General features: G+C 38.5%; 15 protein-coding genes. 11 read left to right on the top strand and 4 right to left on the bottom strand.

Going from position 1 to position 17,295, the window contains the following annotated elements:
* On the top strand, positions 1 to 963 hold the full coding sequence (gene truB, locus ACMFKV_RS01260) for a tRNA pseudouridine(55) synthase TruB (protein ID WP_336287718.1): 963 nt from the start codon (positions 1 to 3) through the stop codon (positions 961 to 963).
* A 103-nt stretch (positions 964 to 1,066) separates the two neighbouring features.
* Here truB and ACMFKV_RS01255 read toward each other — a convergent pair whose 3' ends face one another.
* Entirely contained in the window at positions 1,067 to 2,695 is a 1,629-nt protein-coding gene (locus tag ACMFKV_RS01255) for an MFS transporter (RefSeq protein ID WP_413154281.1), read from the bottom strand.
* Between the two features lie 320 nt (positions 2,696 to 3,015).
* Between ACMFKV_RS01255 and rpsO the strand changes: the two genes are divergently transcribed.
* The 3 genes from rpsO to ACMFKV_RS01240 all read left to right on the top strand — a co-directional run bounded on the left by rpsO (position 3,016) and on the right by ACMFKV_RS01240 (position 6,822).
* A complete protein-coding gene (gene rpsO / locus ACMFKV_RS01250) occupies positions 3,016 to 3,285 on the top strand; it encodes a 30S ribosomal protein S15 (RefSeq protein WP_332059793.1) in 270 nt (89 codons plus the stop codon).
* Between the two features lie 264 nt (positions 3,286 to 3,549).
* Entirely contained in the window at positions 3,550 to 5,751 is a 2,202-nt protein-coding gene (pnp, locus tag ACMFKV_RS01245) for a polyribonucleotide nucleotidyltransferase (RefSeq protein ID WP_413154280.1), read from the top strand.
* Positions 5,752 to 5,823: 72 nt separating this feature from the next.
* Positions 5,824 to 6,822: a class I SAM-dependent methyltransferase gene (locus tag ACMFKV_RS01240; RefSeq protein ID WP_336287715.1), complete on the top strand. Its 999-nt coding sequence runs from the start codon at positions 5,824 to 5,826 to the stop codon at positions 6,820 to 6,822.
* A 20-nt stretch (positions 6,823 to 6,842) separates the two neighbouring features.
* On the opposite strand, the gene hslU is transcribed toward ACMFKV_RS01240, so the two are convergent.
* On the bottom strand, positions 6,843 to 8,150 hold the full coding sequence (gene hslU, locus ACMFKV_RS01235; protein WP_336287714.1) for an ATP-dependent protease ATPase subunit HslU: 1,308 nt from the start codon (positions 8,148 to 8,150) through the stop codon (positions 6,843 to 6,845).
* The gene (gene hslV, locus ACMFKV_RS01230; RefSeq protein WP_332059799.1) at positions 8,151 to 8,732 is read right to left on the bottom strand and encodes an ATP-dependent protease subunit HslV; all 582 of its coding nucleotides are present in this window, start codon (positions 8,730 to 8,732) and stop codon (positions 8,151 to 8,153) included.
* 188 nt (positions 8,733 to 8,920) lie between these two features.
* Here hslV and ACMFKV_RS01225 point away from each other — a divergent pair, with 188 nt between their 5' ends.
* From ACMFKV_RS01225 to ACMFKV_RS01205, 5 genes are all read left to right on the top strand, one after another.
* On the top strand, positions 8,921 to 9,910 hold the full coding sequence (locus ACMFKV_RS01225) for an asparaginase (RefSeq protein WP_413154279.1): 990 nt from the start codon (positions 8,921 to 8,923) through the stop codon (positions 9,908 to 9,910).
* Positions 9,911 to 10,091: 181 nt separating this feature from the next.
* Positions 10,092 to 11,036: a type I pantothenate kinase gene (gene coaA / locus ACMFKV_RS01220; protein ID WP_336287808.1), complete on the top strand. Its 945-nt coding sequence runs from the start codon at positions 10,092 to 10,094 to the stop codon at positions 11,034 to 11,036.
* Between the two features lie 13 nt (positions 11,037 to 11,049).
* Positions 11,050 to 12,423 (top strand): leucyl aminopeptidase family protein, encoded by a 1,374-nt coding sequence (locus tag ACMFKV_RS01215; protein ID WP_336287711.1) that lies wholly within the window; start codon positions 11,050 to 11,052, stop codon positions 12,421 to 12,423.
* Between the two features lie 170 nt (positions 12,424 to 12,593).
* Positions 12,594 to 13,457 carry a C40 family peptidase gene (locus tag ACMFKV_RS01210; protein ID WP_413154278.1) on the top strand — a complete coding sequence of 288 codons (864 nt, stop codon included), beginning with the start codon at positions 12,594 to 12,596 and terminating at the stop codon, positions 13,455 to 13,457.
* Positions 13,458 to 14,133: 676 nt separating this feature from the next.
* Positions 14,134 to 14,694: an SH3 domain-containing protein gene (locus ACMFKV_RS01205; protein ID WP_413154277.1), complete on the top strand. Its 561-nt coding sequence runs from the start codon at positions 14,134 to 14,136 to the stop codon at positions 14,692 to 14,694.
* 53 nt (positions 14,695 to 14,747) lie between these two features.
* Here the strand turns inward: ACMFKV_RS01205 and irrA are convergent, their stop codons facing one another.
* Positions 14,748 to 15,248: an iron response transcriptional regulator IrrA gene (irrA, locus tag ACMFKV_RS01200; protein ID WP_336287708.1), complete on the bottom strand. Its 501-nt coding sequence runs from the start codon at positions 15,246 to 15,248 to the stop codon at positions 14,748 to 14,750.
* A gap of 237 nt (positions 15,249 to 15,485) precedes the next feature.
* On the opposite strand from irrA, the gene fabA reads away from it, so the two are divergent.
* Positions 15,486 to 15,995, top strand: coding sequence for a 3-hydroxyacyl-[acyl-carrier-protein] dehydratase FabA (gene fabA, locus ACMFKV_RS01195; protein ID WP_336287707.1), 510 nt, complete (start codon positions 15,486 to 15,488; stop codon positions 15,993 to 15,995).
* A 57-nt stretch (positions 15,996 to 16,052) separates the two neighbouring features.
* On the top strand, positions 16,053 to 17,273 hold the full coding sequence (fabB, locus tag ACMFKV_RS01190) for a beta-ketoacyl-ACP synthase I (protein ID WP_336287706.1): 1,221 nt from the start codon (positions 16,053 to 16,055) through the stop codon (positions 17,271 to 17,273).
* The last annotated feature ends 22 nt before the right edge of the window (positions 17,274 to 17,295 follow it).

The following is a 17,295-nucleotide window of genomic DNA, read 5'->3' as shown; positions in this document are numbered from 1 at the left end:
ATGATAAGGAAACGCAAAAAAAAAGGTCGTTCTGTTTCTGGCTGGGTAATATTCGATAAACCAAAAGGAATGAGATCAACAGAAGCTGTTGCAAAAATTAAATGGCTCTTCAATGCACAAAAAGCAGGACATGCAGGCACACTTGATCCCCTTGCTTCTGGTCTCCTGCCAATTGCATTGGGTGAAGCAACTAAAACTGTTCCCTATGTTATGAAAGGCTCAAAAACTTATCGTTTCCAAATCGCTTGGGGGGAAGAGCGTTTAACGGATGATCTAGAAGGAGAGGTCACTAAGACATCTTCTAAACGTCCGACACAAGAAGAGATACGCGCCCTTCTCCCTAAATATACAGGTGTTATTCTGCAAATACCTCCACAATTTTCAGCAATCAAAATTGCTGGTAACCGCGCCTATGACTTAGCACGTGAAGGTGAAATTTTTGAAATTCCGCCACGTCAAGTGGAAATAGAAACTTTTAAATTAATTGAATTCACCTCAGAAAAACACACTGTCTTTGAAATAACGTGTGGGAAAGGAACCTATGTGCGCTCCTTAGCACGCGATATGGGACGTGACTTGGGTTGTTACGGGTATATTGCCGACTTAAGACGTATCGCAGTTGTACCTTTTTGTGAAGATGATCTCATTACATGGGACGCACTAAAAGTTGCAGGACTAGATAAAAATATAACAACAAATCAACATGATGATTCCCCTAAAAGAGATTTCACAAAACTTGATGAATTATTAATTGAAACAGGGGCTGCACTAAATTGTCTTTCACACTATATCCTTAGCGAAACCCAAGCACAGCGTATAATGATGGGCAATTCAATACTTCTCAACGATCATAGTGCACCCATTGATGAAGAAGAAGTTTGTGTAATTTACAAAAACCAACTTCTTGCTATAGGAACCCTTGACAAGAGCCAATTTACACCAAAGCGAATTTTCACAATTTAATAAATTTGTTGCCCACGACAATTTTTTGCAAGCAAAATATTTTTTATCCTCATAAACAAAATAAAACTATTCTCGTTTCTTTATGCTTACCTTCTTGATACTATCAAGGTAAGTGATCGGCAGATGGTTTTAAATGCATTTCATTGACCTGTGGTATTGTCTGCCGCTCAATCATGCGATGTACTCTTATACCATTAGGCGCATAATTTAAGCGACGTAGATGCTTATTCACTTCTGCATCTGCTTTTGTACGACGATGATTATGGCGCAAATAATCCACCCATGTTGGCATATGGTAGGCTTCTGTCCAACATTCAGGCTTTTCAAGATCACGTAAAAGAACCCATTGACGAGCACCATCACGTAAACGAATATGGCGACGACGTGTCATCACTTTCAGAAATTCTTCGAGATCATTTTCGTGAATTTGATAGTTGATCATAATCATAATAGGACCACTTCGTGCTTTTAGATCAAGTAAAAGCTCTGGCTCTCTGAAGTGATCAAGAGGATCAAGATCTATCTGAGGAATTTCTTGAATTTTAAATTTTACCCCTGCAAAAGCCCCAAAAATTAAAAATAAAGTACAAACGTACAAAGCAACTTTTAGAGAATAGCCATCAGCAAATGCTCCCCAAATTGCGCTTCCAATGGCCATACCACCATAAGATGCCGTTTGATAAAGCGCTAAAGTACGTGCAACAACCCAGCGTGGTGTAGAAAGCTGCACAGATGTATTAAACAACGATAACGCCAAAACCCAACATAAACCTGCAGGAAATAAAACAAGATGGCTTACAATCAATGAGCGACTCATTGCTAACGAAAGGCAAGAAAAGGCAAAACCAATAAATGCACTTGCAATAATCATTTCTGAACTAAAATAACGCCGTACAGAGGCATTAATCACACCTGCTACAATCGCTCCTAAACCAAAACAACCCAACAATGTACCATAAAGAAGTGCACTTCCTCCAAGTATTTCACGCGCAACGACTGGCAATAGTGCCAAAATCGAAATCGCTCCAGTACCAAAAAGGAACGCTCGAACCATAATATTTAGGAGATTAGGTGACATCGCAACATAACGCAAACCATCTGCAACTGCCCCTAAAAATCTTTCCCGTGGCAATGGGTTGCTTTTATAGTTCGGTTTCCACAAAAATAAAGCGCCAATTAAAGGAATATAACTTATAACATTGAATAAAAAAGCCGCTGTTGCACCCAAAGTAGCGATGATCACACCACCAATAGCAGGACCTACACTACGCATTAAATTAAAGCCAACACTATTCAGGCTAACAGCTGCAGGAATATTTTCTCTGCTCACAATATCCCCCATGGTTGCTTGCCAAGAAGGATTATAAAAAGCATTTCCACATCCTATAAAAAATGTAAAGCATAGCAAAAGCCAAGGTGTCAAAAGCTCCATATAGGATAAAATAACCAAATTAATTGATACAATCATTATTATAATCTGCGCACACAACATAATTTTACGCCGATTAAAATTGTCGGCTAACGCTCCTGCAACTAAAGAAAATACAACAAGCGGCAATACTGTAGCGCTTTGAACAAGCCCAACCATAGAATGTGAAGAACTAATCAACGCCATCAACCAACTCGCTCCTACATTTTGTATAAGTCCTCCTAAATTAGAAACGAGTGTAGCTGACCATAAATTACGAAATATTGAATTATGAAAAAGTTTTAACGTTGAAATATTCTGCATCTTTTGCCTCCAAATCGGCATTCTATTGCTTTTGTTACTATAAACATACTCTGTAAAGCAAAAATATTTGTATCAAAATGATGCATAATTTTTTAAAAATTTCCCTTACAGTATTTTAAAAATCAACATTGCAAAATAAAACCATTTATTAATAAGATCTTCAAGATACTTTCAAGGACTAGCATTTTGACCTTCTTTCCTATATAAACGCCAAGACAGGTAAGAGTCTTTGGCTCTCCTTGTTTTTTCGCGGACCCTTGCTGAACGACATCTCGGCTGTGGGTGACCTTTGTTTCTTTGTTTATTGAAAGGATAATACGATGTCGATTACAGCTGAACGTAAACAAGCTCTTGTTGCGGAATATGCAAATAAAGCCGGTGATACAGGATCACCAGAAGTGCAGGTTGCTGTGCTTTCTGAACGTATTTCTAATTTGACTAATCACTTTAAATCTCACAAAAAAGATAACCATTCTCGTCGTGGTCTTTTAAAGATGGTATCCCAACGCCGTCGCCTTCTTGATTACCTTAAAGAAATTGACCAAGATCGTTATCAAACACTTATCGGAAAGTTAGGTTTGCGTCGCTAAAAGTAAAGACGGGTGGATGATATTTTTATAAAAGTCCACCTCTGTGTTCCAGCTTGCTGCTTTTAGTTAACAATTTAAAAAAAACTGATAAGCAGCCGTCATGGGGCAGGATTATTAGTTGCTTCACATTTTAATTGTGATTTATTCCCCTCCTCTGGTGAAAAATAGAAGTACCTTGTTATCCTGCCCGTGGCTTTAAATATGCTACACAACACTGGAATGTGAGCACTTAGAATGTAAACATTGACCATTTAAGGATAAAAAATGTTCAAAACGCACAAGATAGAAATTGAATGGGCTGGTCGACCACTCACCCTCGAAACAGGGAAAATAGCGCGTCAAGCTGATGGTGCAGTGATTGCTACCTATGGTGAAACAATTGTCTTAGCAACCGTTGTGTCAGCGAAAAGCCCAAAACCAGACCAAGACTTTTTTCCACTTACTGTTAATTATCAAGAAAAATCCTATGCTGTTGGTAAAATACCTGGCGGCTATTTTAAGCGTGAAAGCCGACCAAGTGAAAGTGAAACATTAATTTCACGTTTAATTGATCGTCCAATTCGCCCTCTCTTTGTTGACGGTTATAAAAATGATACCCAAATCATTGTTTCCGTTATACAGCACGATCTTGAAAATAATCCCGATATCCTAGCAATGATTGCATCTTCTGCCGCATTGACCTTATCAGGCGTTCCTTTTATGGGACCTCTTGCTGGTGCCCGTGTTGGCTATTGTAATGGACAATACGTTCTTAATCCTCATATCGACGAAATGCCTGAATCCAAACTTGATCTTATTGTTGCTGGAACAGAAAGCGCAGTATTGATGGTTGAATCAGAAGCACAAGAATTGCCTGAAGATGTCATGTTAGGTGCAGTTATGTTTGGGCAAAAAGGCTTCCAACCTGTGATCGATGCCATTATCAAACTTGCTGAAGTTGCTGCAAAAGATCCACGCGATTTCATTCCTGAAGATCTATCTGACCTCGAAAAAGCTATATTGGAAATAGCTGAAGAGAACATAAAAAAAGCTTATACAATTACTGATAAACAAGAACGTCACATTGCAATTGATACACTTAAAACAGAAGTTATAAACAAATTTATGTCCGAAGCTGAAGGGGAGTGTAAATTTAACGCAGATCAAATTGCAACCGTCTTTAAGCAGTTGCAAGCAAGAATTGTTCGCTGGAACATTCTAAATACAGGAAAGCGCATTGATGGGCGCGATCTTTCAACAGTACGTCCCATCCAATCAGAAGTGGGTATCTTACCTAGAACACATGGATCAGCCCTCTTTACCCGTGGAGAAACCCAAGCAATGGTTGTTGCAACACTGGGAACTGGTGAAGATGAACAATATATTGATTCTTTAACAGGTATGTATAAAGAAACATTCTTACTCCACTACAATTTTCCTCCATTTTCAGTGGGAGAAATAGGACGTATTGGCTCTCCTGGTCGTCGTGAAATCGGGCACGGAAAACTGGCGTGGCGTGCCATTCATCCCATGTTGCCCAGTAAAGAATCCTTCCCTTATACCATTCGTGCTGTCTCAGAAATTACTGAGTCAAATGGATCCTCTTCAATGGCAACTGTTTGTGGAACAGCACTTGCATTGATGGATGCTGGTGTACCTTTGGTACGTCCCGTTGCAGGTATTGCCATGGGTTTGATTAAAGAAGGTGAGCGCTTTGCCATTTTATCTGATATTTTAGGAGATGAAGATCACCTCGGTGACATGGACTTTAAAGTAGCAGGTACAAAAAATGGTATCACTGCTTTGCAAATGGATATCAAAATTGATGGTATTACTGAAGAGATTATGAAAATTGCACTTGAGCAAGCTAAAGGTGGTCGAATCCATATTCTCAACGAAATGGGCAAAGCTTTAACCAGCGCACGTGATGAACTTAGTGAATTTTCTCCACGCATCGAAGTTATGAACATCTCTGTTGATAAAATCCGCGATGTTATCGGTTCTGGCGGAAAAGTAATCCGAGAAATTGTGGAACAAACTGGAGCCAAAATCAATATTGAAGATGATGGAACGATCAAAATCGCCTCTGCAGATGCTAAAACTATTGAAGCAGCAAAACGTTGGATTCATTCGATCGTTGATGAACCTGAAGTCGGTGCTATTTATCAAGGAACAGTTGTAAAAACTGCAGAGTTTGGTGCATTTGTAAATTTTTTTGGTTCACGCGATGGACTCGTTCATATCTCTCAACTTGCATCAGAGCGTGTTGCCAAAACAACTGATGTTGTTAAAGAAAGCGATAAAGTTTGGGTCAAATTAATGGGTTTTGATGAGCGTGGTAAAATTCGATTATCAATGAAAAATGTTGATCAACAGACTGGTAAAGAAATTACTGACGACAATTCGATAAAGGTTGACAAAGAAAATAGCGCTGATGAAAAAAGTAACTCTGAAAACAAGCGCCGTCGTAAGAAAAAAGAAAGTTGATATTTTTCTTTTATCACGAAATAAAATGCCATCTCAAAAAGGGAATGGCATTTTTCTTTAAAAGAGCCATATGTGTTACTGTTCTTACCTTTTGAAAACCATGATCTTCCGCTTCCTCATTCAAGTCAAAATTGGCTGAGTTTTGGTTTACCTGAAGTTCCTGCCTCAGAATGGGCACAAAATTTAGAAATCATAACGCCTTGGCGACCAGATTTTTTAAAATTTTCCAATGCTCAATTTCGCTGCTCTCCCCAAATAGACAAAATTTCTACCTATGATGGTGCATTTTTGCAATTGAGCAAATATCGTGGTTTTAATCAAAATTGTTTTCTTGATTTATTAGAACATGTTAAACCCAATGGATGGATTGTCGTTGCTGGGAATAAAACTGCTGGTGCCGCTTCAATGTTGAAATGGGTTAAAACAATTGTCCCCATCACCGATAAATTGTCCAAAAATCATGGACTGGTATTCTGGCTTCAAGTTCCACAACAAATAGATAAACAAAATATTGCACAATTGCGCTCACCACCGCTCTTTTTTGAAAATAAATTTCAGACAAGTTCTGGAATGTTTTCACACGGACGTGTCGATCCTGGATCTGCTGTGCTTGTTCTACATATGCACGAAGTTATTTCTGGGAAAATTGCCGATTTCGGTGCTGGCTGGGGCTTCCTTTCTCACGCTGCACTTGAGAAAAGTGAAAAATTAACTGCTCTTGACCTCTATGAAGCCGACTACAACGCTTTGGAGGCAGCAAAACAGCACCTAAAGCACAGAAATTCTGCTCTCCCTATTAATTTTTATTGGCATGATCTCGTACATGAACCCATCACAGACCTGTACGATACAATCATTTCCAACCCACCATTTCACACACAACAAACTACCGATATTTCACTGGGTCAGCATTTCATTACGAATGCTGCTAAATATCTAAAGCCTAATGGCAATTTGCTTCTCGTTGCTAATCGCCATCTGCCTTATGAAACATTGTTAAAAAACATCTTTCGCACAGTCTTAATACATGAAACTACCTCTAGCTTCAAAGTTATCCAAGCATGTCGATAGATAACAATAAACAATAACTCTTAAAGAATGAAACGTGAAAGATCTACATCAGAAGCAAGTTCACCTATAGATTGCCTGACATAAGCAGCGTCAACTTTAAATGAAGTTCCAGCTTTATCAGGTGCAGTAAAAGAAATTTCATCTAAAACACGCTCCATTACCGTTTGTAAACGACGCGCCCCTATATTTTCAATCCTTGCGTTTAAATCCACAGCAATATCAGCTAAAGCATCAATTGCATCATCAGTAATTTCTAAATGAACCTCTTCCGTTGCCATCAAAGCAATATATTGCTTAATCAGGCTGGCTTCAGGTTCGGTCAAAATACGTCGTAAATCTTCTCGCGTTAAAGCATTTAGCTCTACGCGGATAGGCAAACGTCCCTGCAACTCTGGTAATAAATCAGATGGCTTGGAGACATGAAACGCGCCTGAAGCGATAAAAAGAATGTGATCTGTTTTAATTTGCCCATATTTTGTGGCAATTGTTGTTCCTTCAACAAGAGGCAAAAGATCTCGTTGGACTCCCTCACGCGAAACGGTAGCACCTGCTCCACCATCTCGGGTCGCAATTTTATCAATCTCATCAATAAAAACAATACCATCATTTTCAGCAACGCGCAGTGCTTCTTGAATAACTTGATCCTGATCAAGAAGTTTCTCAGACTCATCGTCAATGAGAGGCTTAAAAGCGTCCTTTACTATAATTTTGCGAATCTTTGTACGACCACCCATTTTGCAAAAAATATCTGATAAATTCATAATTCCCATTTGCGCACCAGGCATACCAGGAATGTCAAAAGTTGAAGCGCTGTTACTATTATCAGCTACTTCAATTTCAATTTCTTTATCATCCAATTCACCTTCACGCAATTTTTTGCGAAAATTATCACGGGTAGCAGGACTTGCGGTTTTTCCAACAAGAGCATCCAAAACGCGCTCTTCAGCATTAATATGAGCTTTTGCTTTCACTTCATCCCGTTTCTTTTCACGCACGAGAGAAATTGCAATTTCAACAAGATCACGAATAATTTGCTCAACATCGCGTCCTACATAGCCAACTTCAGTAAATTTAGTAGCTTCTACTTTAACGAAGGGTGCTCCAGCAAGTTTTGCTAATCGACGCGCTATACCCGTTTTACCAACACCTGTTGGTCCTATCATCAAAATATTTTTGGGCATAACCTCTTCACGCATCGGGCCATCAAGCTGTTGTCTACGCCACCGATTGCGCAGTGCAATAGCAACAGAACGCTTAGCATCATCTTGACCAATGATAAAACGATCGAGTTCAGAAACAGTCTCGCGAGGGGAAAATACAACACACATTCAAATAGCTTTCTCTAAAGAAGATAATTCTGCATCCAATGTTTCAATCGTGAAATGATCATTGGTGTAAACACAAATTTTAGCGGCAATATCCATCGCTTTACGGGCAATGGTTTCTGCATCCAAATCCATATCCATGAGTGCTCGTGCCGCCGAAAGGGCAAAATTGCCTCCAGAACCAATGGCCATAACACCATCTTCTGGTTCTAATACATCACCAAGCCCTGTTAAAGCTAAAGTTACTTTTTTATCTGCCACAAGCATCATGGCTTCAAGACGACGCAAATAGCGATCTGTTCGCCAATCTTTTGCAAGCTCTACGCATGCACGCATGAGCTGATCAGGATATTGCTCAAGTTTCGTTTCTAATCTTTCCAACAGCGTAAAAGCATCTGCTGTAGCGCCTGCAAAACCAGCGATAACCACTCCACCTTTCCCAAGACGACGCACTTTTCGTGCATTACCTTTCATAATCGTCTGCCCAAGTGAAACCTGACCATCACCAGCCATCACGACCTTGCCGCCTTTTCGTACAGTAATAATAGTCGTACCATACATTATGTCAGGCTTATGTTCTGCCATAAAGAAACTCCTTAATATTGATTTTTCTCCATCAAATATAAAATCCAATTACTACTCTCTTTATTTAAGAACATATACAGCAAAGCACAACTCAATTTGTTGAAATAAAAAAAATGATCTCATTGTTGTCAATGCAAATTGTTGCTAAATAACTTTTATAAACAATTTGCCTCTTTAAAGGAAAAATTATGAAAAGAATAGCCATAGGAACATTGGGAGGAACAATTGCAATGGTTGCTGATAATTTTGGTCAAATGCAACCGACTTTAACTTCAGACATACTCATAAAAAGTGTTCCCAGCTTAAATAACGTTGCTAATATTCATGCACAAACATTAACCCAATTACCAAGTGGATCTTTGTCTTTTAAAATTCTTTTTGAAGTAATAGAATGGGCAACACAACAAATAAAGGCTGGCGCAGAAGGTATTGTTTTAACCCAAGGCACTGATACATTGGAAGAAACAGCTTTTTTTCTTTCTCTTTACTGGAATAAGGCTGAACCACTCATTATAACTGGTGCTATGCGTACACCCAATGAATTAAGTGCTGATGGACCAGCTAATATTTTGGCAGCAACCCGCGTTGCTGCTCATCCACAAAGTCGGAATAAAGGCGTTTTAGTTGTCATAAATGATACAATTCACTCACCTTATTGGATCCAAAAAAGCCATACCGTAAAAATTGAAACATTTCAGTCAGATCCAGCGGGTACTTTAGGAACCATTTTGGAGGGACAACTGATTTATTTCAATGATCAAAATTTCTTTCCTACAACTTTTGAGATTCCCCAAAAAGATAATCACCAAGTTGCTCTCATATATTCCTCCTTATCTTCTGATACACAGTTAATGAAATTTTGCCTTGAAAGTGGGTATTATGCAGGCATAGTTATCGCTGGCTTTGGCGCGGGACACTGTAGTTTTCAAGCAGCAGACATCGTGCGACAATATGCACAAAAAATACCAATCATTATTGCTAGCCGTTGTTATAATGGCTCAACAACCCGTATAACCTATGGCTATAAAGGTTCAGAAACCGATATGATCACTTCTGGTGCTCTCATGTCTGGTTATTTATCAGCAACAAAAGCACGTTTACTTTTATGGGCGTTTTTGGCACAAGAGCTATCATTAACGCAAATTAGTACACGCTGGAATGACTGGACTATAAGCTAACTATTATCTATTATCTTAAAGAAGAGAACATGCAAAATAAAATTGGGGCTGGATACAAAACGATCTGCACGATCTGCCTTTCCATCCTTTAATCATTGTCACAGAAAAAAATTTTTGCCCCGTACAAATGACTGATATAACTATATCAAAAATTGCTCAAAAAGATAATCTGGTCAAATCTATTTCTGACCGGTATTCGCCCTATAATATTTTTACTGCACAAGAATGGTCTCAGTTTCGTGCAGACACACCACTTACTTTGACTTTTGATGAAATTAAACGCTTACGCTCAATTGATGATCCAATTGATCTTGAGGAAGTACAGCGCATTTATCTCTCCTTATCACGTCTGTTATCATGCCATGTTGAAGCAGTGCAGGAACTTTTTCAAAAACGTCAGCAATTTTTACATAAAGAAGGAGCCAGAAAAACTCCATTTATCATTGGAATTGCTGGATCTGTTGCAGTAGGAAAGTCGACCACCGCTCGCATTCTTCAAGAACTTTTGAAACGTTGGACGTCTAGTCTTAAAGTGGATCTGGTTACAACTGATGGTTTTCTTTATCCTAACGCTATTTTACAACAAAAAAATCGCATGAATCGTAAAGGATTTCCCGATTCTTATGATATTAAAAAATTGTTATGCTTTCTTTCTGCTATAAAAGCTGGTATCGGTAATGTTAGTGCCCCGCTTTATTCGCATACGGCATATGATGTTCTGGAAAATCAAACAATTACTATTGATTGTCCCGATATCTTAATTGTTGAAGGTATTAATGTGCTGCAAGTCAATGATCTTCCCAAGGATGGCAAAATCATTCCTTTTGTTTCAGATTTTTTTGATTTTTCAATTTATGTAGATGCTGAAACCGAGGTAATCCGTCACTGGTACTTGAAGCGTTTTAAACATTTACGCAAAACGGCTTTTCAAAACCCTGAATCCTATTTTCATCGTTATGCACTGCTCAATGAAAAAGAAGCTTCAAAAATCGCTGAAAACCTTTGGCAAACAATTAATTTGAAAAATTTACAAGAAAATATACTACCAACACGACCACGATCTAATCTCATTTTACGTAAGGGAAAAAATCATTTGGTCGAATATGTCGCACTGCGGCGATTATAAGGATTCTTTGAATATGTCTCTACATCACATTAATTTCACCCCAACACGCGCTGATAATAGTTGTCCTGTTTTTTTGGTAAGCCCAACAAGCCTTGCTGACTTATCACTTGATGCGTCAACAACAACATGGATGAAAGCTAATGACTTCACTGGGAAAGCGGGACAAATATTATTTATTCCTCACGAAGCAGGACATTTAAAAAAGGTTTTATTTGGATTAGGCAATGGTGACGAACCTTTTATCACTGGACTCCTCGCTAAAAATCTTCCCGCCGGTCATTGGCATTTAGAAGGCGCAGCCTCCCATGAAATAAATACCTATCTTGGGTTGGCATTAGGAAGTTATCAATTTAACCGCTATCGTCAAAATTCCCCCTTCAAATCATTATCAATCCATGTAAACAACACGGTTAATCTTGATGAACTGCAAAGAATTTATGAAACTGTCTTTTTGGTTCGTGATCTTATTAATACTCCAGCCAATGACATGAGTCCTGAAATTATCGAGAAAACAGCACGCCAACTCGCTGAAACCTACAGTGCTCACGTTGAAAGCATTTGCGGAGATGAATTGTTAACACATAATTTTCCAATGATTCATGCCGTAGGACGTGCCAGCAGTACACCACCGCGGCTGATTGATCTGCGCTGGGGGCAAGAAAACCATCCTAAAATAACGTTAGTTGGCAAAGGCGTAAGTTTCGATACTGGGGGATTAGATATTAAATCTGCCAATAATATGTTATTAATGAAAAAAGACATGGGAGGTAGTGCGCATGTCTTGGGATTGGCTAAACTTATCATGGACGCCAAATTACCCTTCCGTCTGCGTGTTTTGATTCCAGCCGTTGAAAATGCAATTTCTGCCAATGCTTACCGACCAGGCGATATTCTTCAAAGTCGTAAAGGTTTAAATGTTGAAATTGGCAATACAGATGCTGAAGGTCGACTTATTTTAGCTGATGCACTCACTTACGGTGACGAAGAAAGTCCACAATTTATGCTTTGTATGGCTACTTTAACAGGAGCAGCTAGCATAGCATTAGGACCAGATCTTCCCGCATTTTATTGTAATGACCCAATATGGGCGCAACAAATTTCTCAATCTTCCCACTCTGTTTCTGATCCTCTTTGGCAAATGCCACTTTGGAAACCTTATAAAGAAGCATTATCATCACCAATCGCTGATCTTAACAATATAACTGGAAACAGTTATGCTGGCTCCATAGTTGCTGCTTTATTTCTTAACTCTTTTGTTGAAAAAGCTGAACGTTTTGCTCATTTTGATATTTATGGATGGGTTTCAAAAGAAAAACCAGGCTATCCCGTCGGCGGATCTGCACAGGTTATTCGCGCCCTTTATAACCTTTTTAAAAATCACACCTAACAAAACTTGACAAAAAATGTCCATAAAAATGGACATTTTTTCTGTTTATGGGTGACTGCTTGGCATCTTAAACTGCAGCTTTGTGCTGTATTCAAGGATAAAAAAATCCCACAAATATAGTTTTTATGAGCTTATTTGAAGATAAAAAGCAAAAAATAAGAGGTAAACAGATGGCTGATAAAGATTCGAGATTGTACGCGTTTAGAGATGATTTAGCAGATCAACGTCTTAAAACAGAAATTGTAGCTCAGCGCTTTGTTAAAGGTGAAAAAAAACGCGTTAATACGCCTGTCGCTGGGCTATTTAAAGAAAGTAATACACAAAGCGAAAGACAAACAGAGTGCTTATTGGGAGAAGAACTTTTAATCTTTGAACAAGGGGAAACTATGTCATGGGGTCAATCTCTCAAAGATGGCTATGTAGGTTATATTGATACAACAGTTCTTTGTACATCAAACATAAAACAAACACATGTAGTTTCAGTACCACGCACTTTTCAATATTTACAAGCCGACTTACGTGGACCAATAGAGTACCCCTTATCTATGGGAAGTAAAGTAAGTGTTGTTGATGAAACTGAAGTCCGTGGTACAATGTATTCTATCCTTAACAGTGGAAAAGCGATCATTTCCTGCCATCTCAGTCCCATTGGACGTGTGTATGAAGATTACGTTACAGTTGCAGAAACTTTTATCCGCACACCTTACCTTTGGGGTGGTGTCAGCGGTTTTGGGATTGATTGCTCTGGGTTAGTTCAGCTCTCCATGATGATGACTGATCAAATGGTTTTACGCGATGCCGATATGCAAGAAAAAACTATAGGCAGACAACTCACGGACAGTGACAAACTTCAACGAGGCGATTTGATTTTTTGGAAAGGCCATGTCGCCATTATGATTGATCACGAAAATATCATCCACGCAAATGGCTTCTCTATGGACGTTATGATCGAACCATTGGAAACAGCAATTACCCGTATTGCTAAAAAACATCAATATCCTGTAGCAAAACGTCGACCAATTCAGGAAAAATAATACACGCTTGAATAAGGTGTGTCTTTAATAGATTGAAAAATCGGATTTCCTTCTATTTTGTAAAATACTTTTTCAATAATATATCAATTCAAATGAATTTTTTTAAAAGTACAAAACGTATTGTCTTTAAACCCGAATGTCGTTTCATAAAGAACTATGAGTTTTTCTCATTTATTCTGTAAACATCTTTCATCTTCAGGTACATATTTTCAAAAACAATTGTTCGTACACTCGGAAAATAGAACTATTTTTACTTTATACTTAGCTTAATAATACAAAACCGCAGCTGTTGCTTATATGCCAACGAATAGATATCTACACTCTTACAGATTCACTTATATCATATTGGAATTAACGGTTTGATAAACCTTAATATTTAGCACCCATTTAAAAACCTTTTATCAATTCTTTTTCATTTTGAAAATATTGTAAAAACTTGTTGATTGATTTAATATACTTTCAATAAAATATTACATATTACAAGCGCGCTATATTAATTAAACGAGTATCAAGAAATTCAAATTTTACTTTGTTTATCTTGTTATTTTCGTAATAATTTTCTTGTTGTCTAAATCTCTTTAACGAGCGACTTGCCATAGATTTGATCATTCTTGAGCCTATTTTTTAGATTTTAGGTTTCCAATATATAAAAAATGAAGAAACAAAGGGGTTAAACGTGCAATATTCTAGATGGCTTCGACTTTTAGTACCTTCACCATGTATCTTAATGGCAGGTGTATTGTCATTTAGTTTCCTTAATTTTTCTTATGCACAAACATCTAATCAAAATTTAGGACCAAGCGGTTTGCCGCTCCCACGGTTTGCTTCAATTAAACCCACTCGCGTTAATGTGCGCGTCGGACCAGGAAGTAATTATGCTATCATTTTTACTTACCACAAAAAAGGCTTACCTATTGAAATTATCCAAGAATATGATCAATGGCGTAAAATCCGTGATGCTGAAGGCGATGAAGGATGGGTGTATCAATCGCTTTTATCAGGCAAGCGAACTGCCATAACTATTCCGTGGCAAAAAGATAAAACAAAAAGACTTATGCTGCGTAAAAGCCCCACAAACAATGCAAAAGTCGTGGCAGAAATAGAGCCTAATGTTATTGGTAATATTCGCCAATGCGATGGACACTGGTGCGAATTAAGCATCCATAATATCCGCGGATGGCTCCATCAATCCCAGTTATGGGGAATCTATCCTGATGAAAAAATCAAAAATTGGTAAATTTTTAAACGAGCCATGTTCAATTTTTATTTTGGACTTCCTGATTCCCAAAATCAAGATGGATTCTTTGGTTTTAACCGTACAATCAAATCAACATGCGAAATTTCCATACCTTCTGGCGGTTGAGGCAAATTCCCAACAATAGGAGATTCACCTAAACCGCAAGGAATATCAAGAATACGATTTTCACCCTCAATGTAAAAATGATAGTGATCAGAAGTATTCGTATCAAACCAAGTTTTAGAACCCTCTACAGCAATAATACGTAGCAACCCTGCTTCCGTAAATTGATGAAGCGTATTATAAACCGTTGCCAAAGACACTGGTACACCCGCACTCACTGCTTCTTCATACAATTCTTCAGCAGCAATGTGGCGATTGCCTTGAGCAAAAATCATATTGGCAAGTTCTAATCGCTGACGTGTTGGTCGCAAACCATTTTGACGTAAACGCTTTTCTAACACAGATATGGAATGATAATTCACAACCTTTCCACAGTCTTGCACGAACCGTTCCTCTTCATTCAAGCCTAAATCACCTGCGCTCACTATCATGTTACAAATTGTATAATATTTGTACTCAAGCAAAGCTAAAATTCTGTAAAACAGAAATGATATGCAGTATAATCTTTTTATTCTCTATTTTAAATACTTACCCTTATAGGATACATAAAAAAGGGAGTTTGTCATCAAAAATAATATAAAATCATTTCCCTCTCTTTAAAATTTGCTCTAAAAGTAAGTTGGGGAAAAGCGCAGAAGTAAAAACATATACAAATAAATGGAGTAACAATGGCTGAACAAAAGTCCTGCTACACTTATGAAGAGCTTCTAAGCTGCGCTCGCGGCGAAATGTTTGGTAAAGGCAATGCACAATTACCTTTACCACCGATGTTGATGGTTCATCGAATCACCCAGATTAGTGAAACTGATGGTGAATATAATAAAGGGATGGTTCGTGCCGAATTTGACATTACCCCAGACTTATGGTTCTTTGATTGTCACTTTATGGGTGATCCTGTTATGCCAGGATGTCTCGGTCTGGATGGTATGTGGCAATTAACAGGTTTTTTTCTCGGTTGGTTAGGTGAGCTAGGAAAAGGAAGAGCTATATCAACAGGTGAAGTAAAATTATCAGGTATGGTAACTCCACAAACCAAACTTCTTGAATATGGAATAGACTTTAAACGTATCCGACGTGGAAATTTGGTCTTGGGAATAGCCGATGGATGGGTGAAAGCAGATGGAGAATCCATCTATAAAGCGAATGATTTACGTGTTGCTTTATTTAAAGAAGATTGAATATTATTCCTATCAGAAGAGGCTTTTTGTTATTCTATACAAAACAAGGAGGTATGAATGCGTCGAGTTGTTGTAACTGGAATGGGAATTGTCTCTGCGATTGGGAATAACCTGCAAGCTGTTTTAACCAGTTTACGTGAAGCAAAATCTGGAATTTCTTACGCGCCCCAGTATGCCGAATTAGGCTTCCGTAGTAGAGTTCATGGCAAACCTGATATCAATATAGAAGAACTGGTTGATCGACGTGCTTTACGTTTTCATGGACGCGGGACAGCTTGGAATCATATTGCGATGGATCAAGCGATCACTGATGCAGGTTTAGAGCCTCATGAAGTATCAAATGAATACACAGGCATTATCATGGGATCTGGAGGAGCTTCAACGCAATCGATTGTTGAAGCTGCTGACATTACACGTCAAAAAGCTCCAAAGCGTGTTGGTCCTTTTGTTGTACCTAAAGCGATGAGTTCTACAGCATCTGCAACACTTGCAACTTTTTTTAAAATTAAAGGAGTAAACTATTCAATTTCTTCGGCATGTGCTACATCTAATCATTGTATCGGCAATGCTTATGAAATGATAAAGTACGGCAGACAGAATCGCGTCTTTGCTGGCGGCTGCGAAGATCTGGACTGGACATTATCTGTTTTATTTGATGCCATGGGTGCTATGTCTAGCAAATATAATGACGTACCAGAAAAAGCTTCGCGTGCTTATGACATTAATCGTGATGGATTTGTTATTGCTGGTGGAGCTGGTGTTTTGGTTCTTGAAGAACTAGAGCTAGCTAAGGCGCGTGGTGCAAAAATCTACGGGGAAATTGTTGGCTATGGTGCTACATCCGATGGTCACGATATGGTTGCTCCATCTGGTGAGGGAGCAGAACGGTGCATGCGCATGGCGCTTACAACTGTGAATAATAAAATTGATTATATCAACCCTCATGCAACAGCAACGCCTGTTGGTGATCCCCCTGAAATAGATGCAATCCGCCGTATCTTTGGAGCTGGCGAGCAATGCCCACCAATTTCTGCCACAAAATCTTTGACTGGTCATTCCTTAGGTGCAGCAGGTGTTCAAGAAGCAATCTATACATTGTTAATGATGAATCATAATTTCATTTGCGAAAGTGCTCATATTGAAGAGCTTGATCCAGTTTTCTCTGATATGCCAATTGTTCGCAAGCGTCGTGATCATCAACAACTTAATACTGTATTGTCGAATACATTTGGCTTTGGCGGTACTAATGCAACACTCGTTTTCCAACGCTATGCATAAACAAAAGTTTCTAGCTAGATTT

The sequence above is a fragment of the Bartonella propinqua genome (assembly GCF_047263965.1).
Classification (GTDB): domain Bacteria; phylum Pseudomonadota; class Alphaproteobacteria; order Rhizobiales; family Rhizobiaceae; genus Bartonella.
Note: the sequence above shows the minus strand (reverse complement) of the source record. Positions and strands in the feature narration are given on the sequence as shown.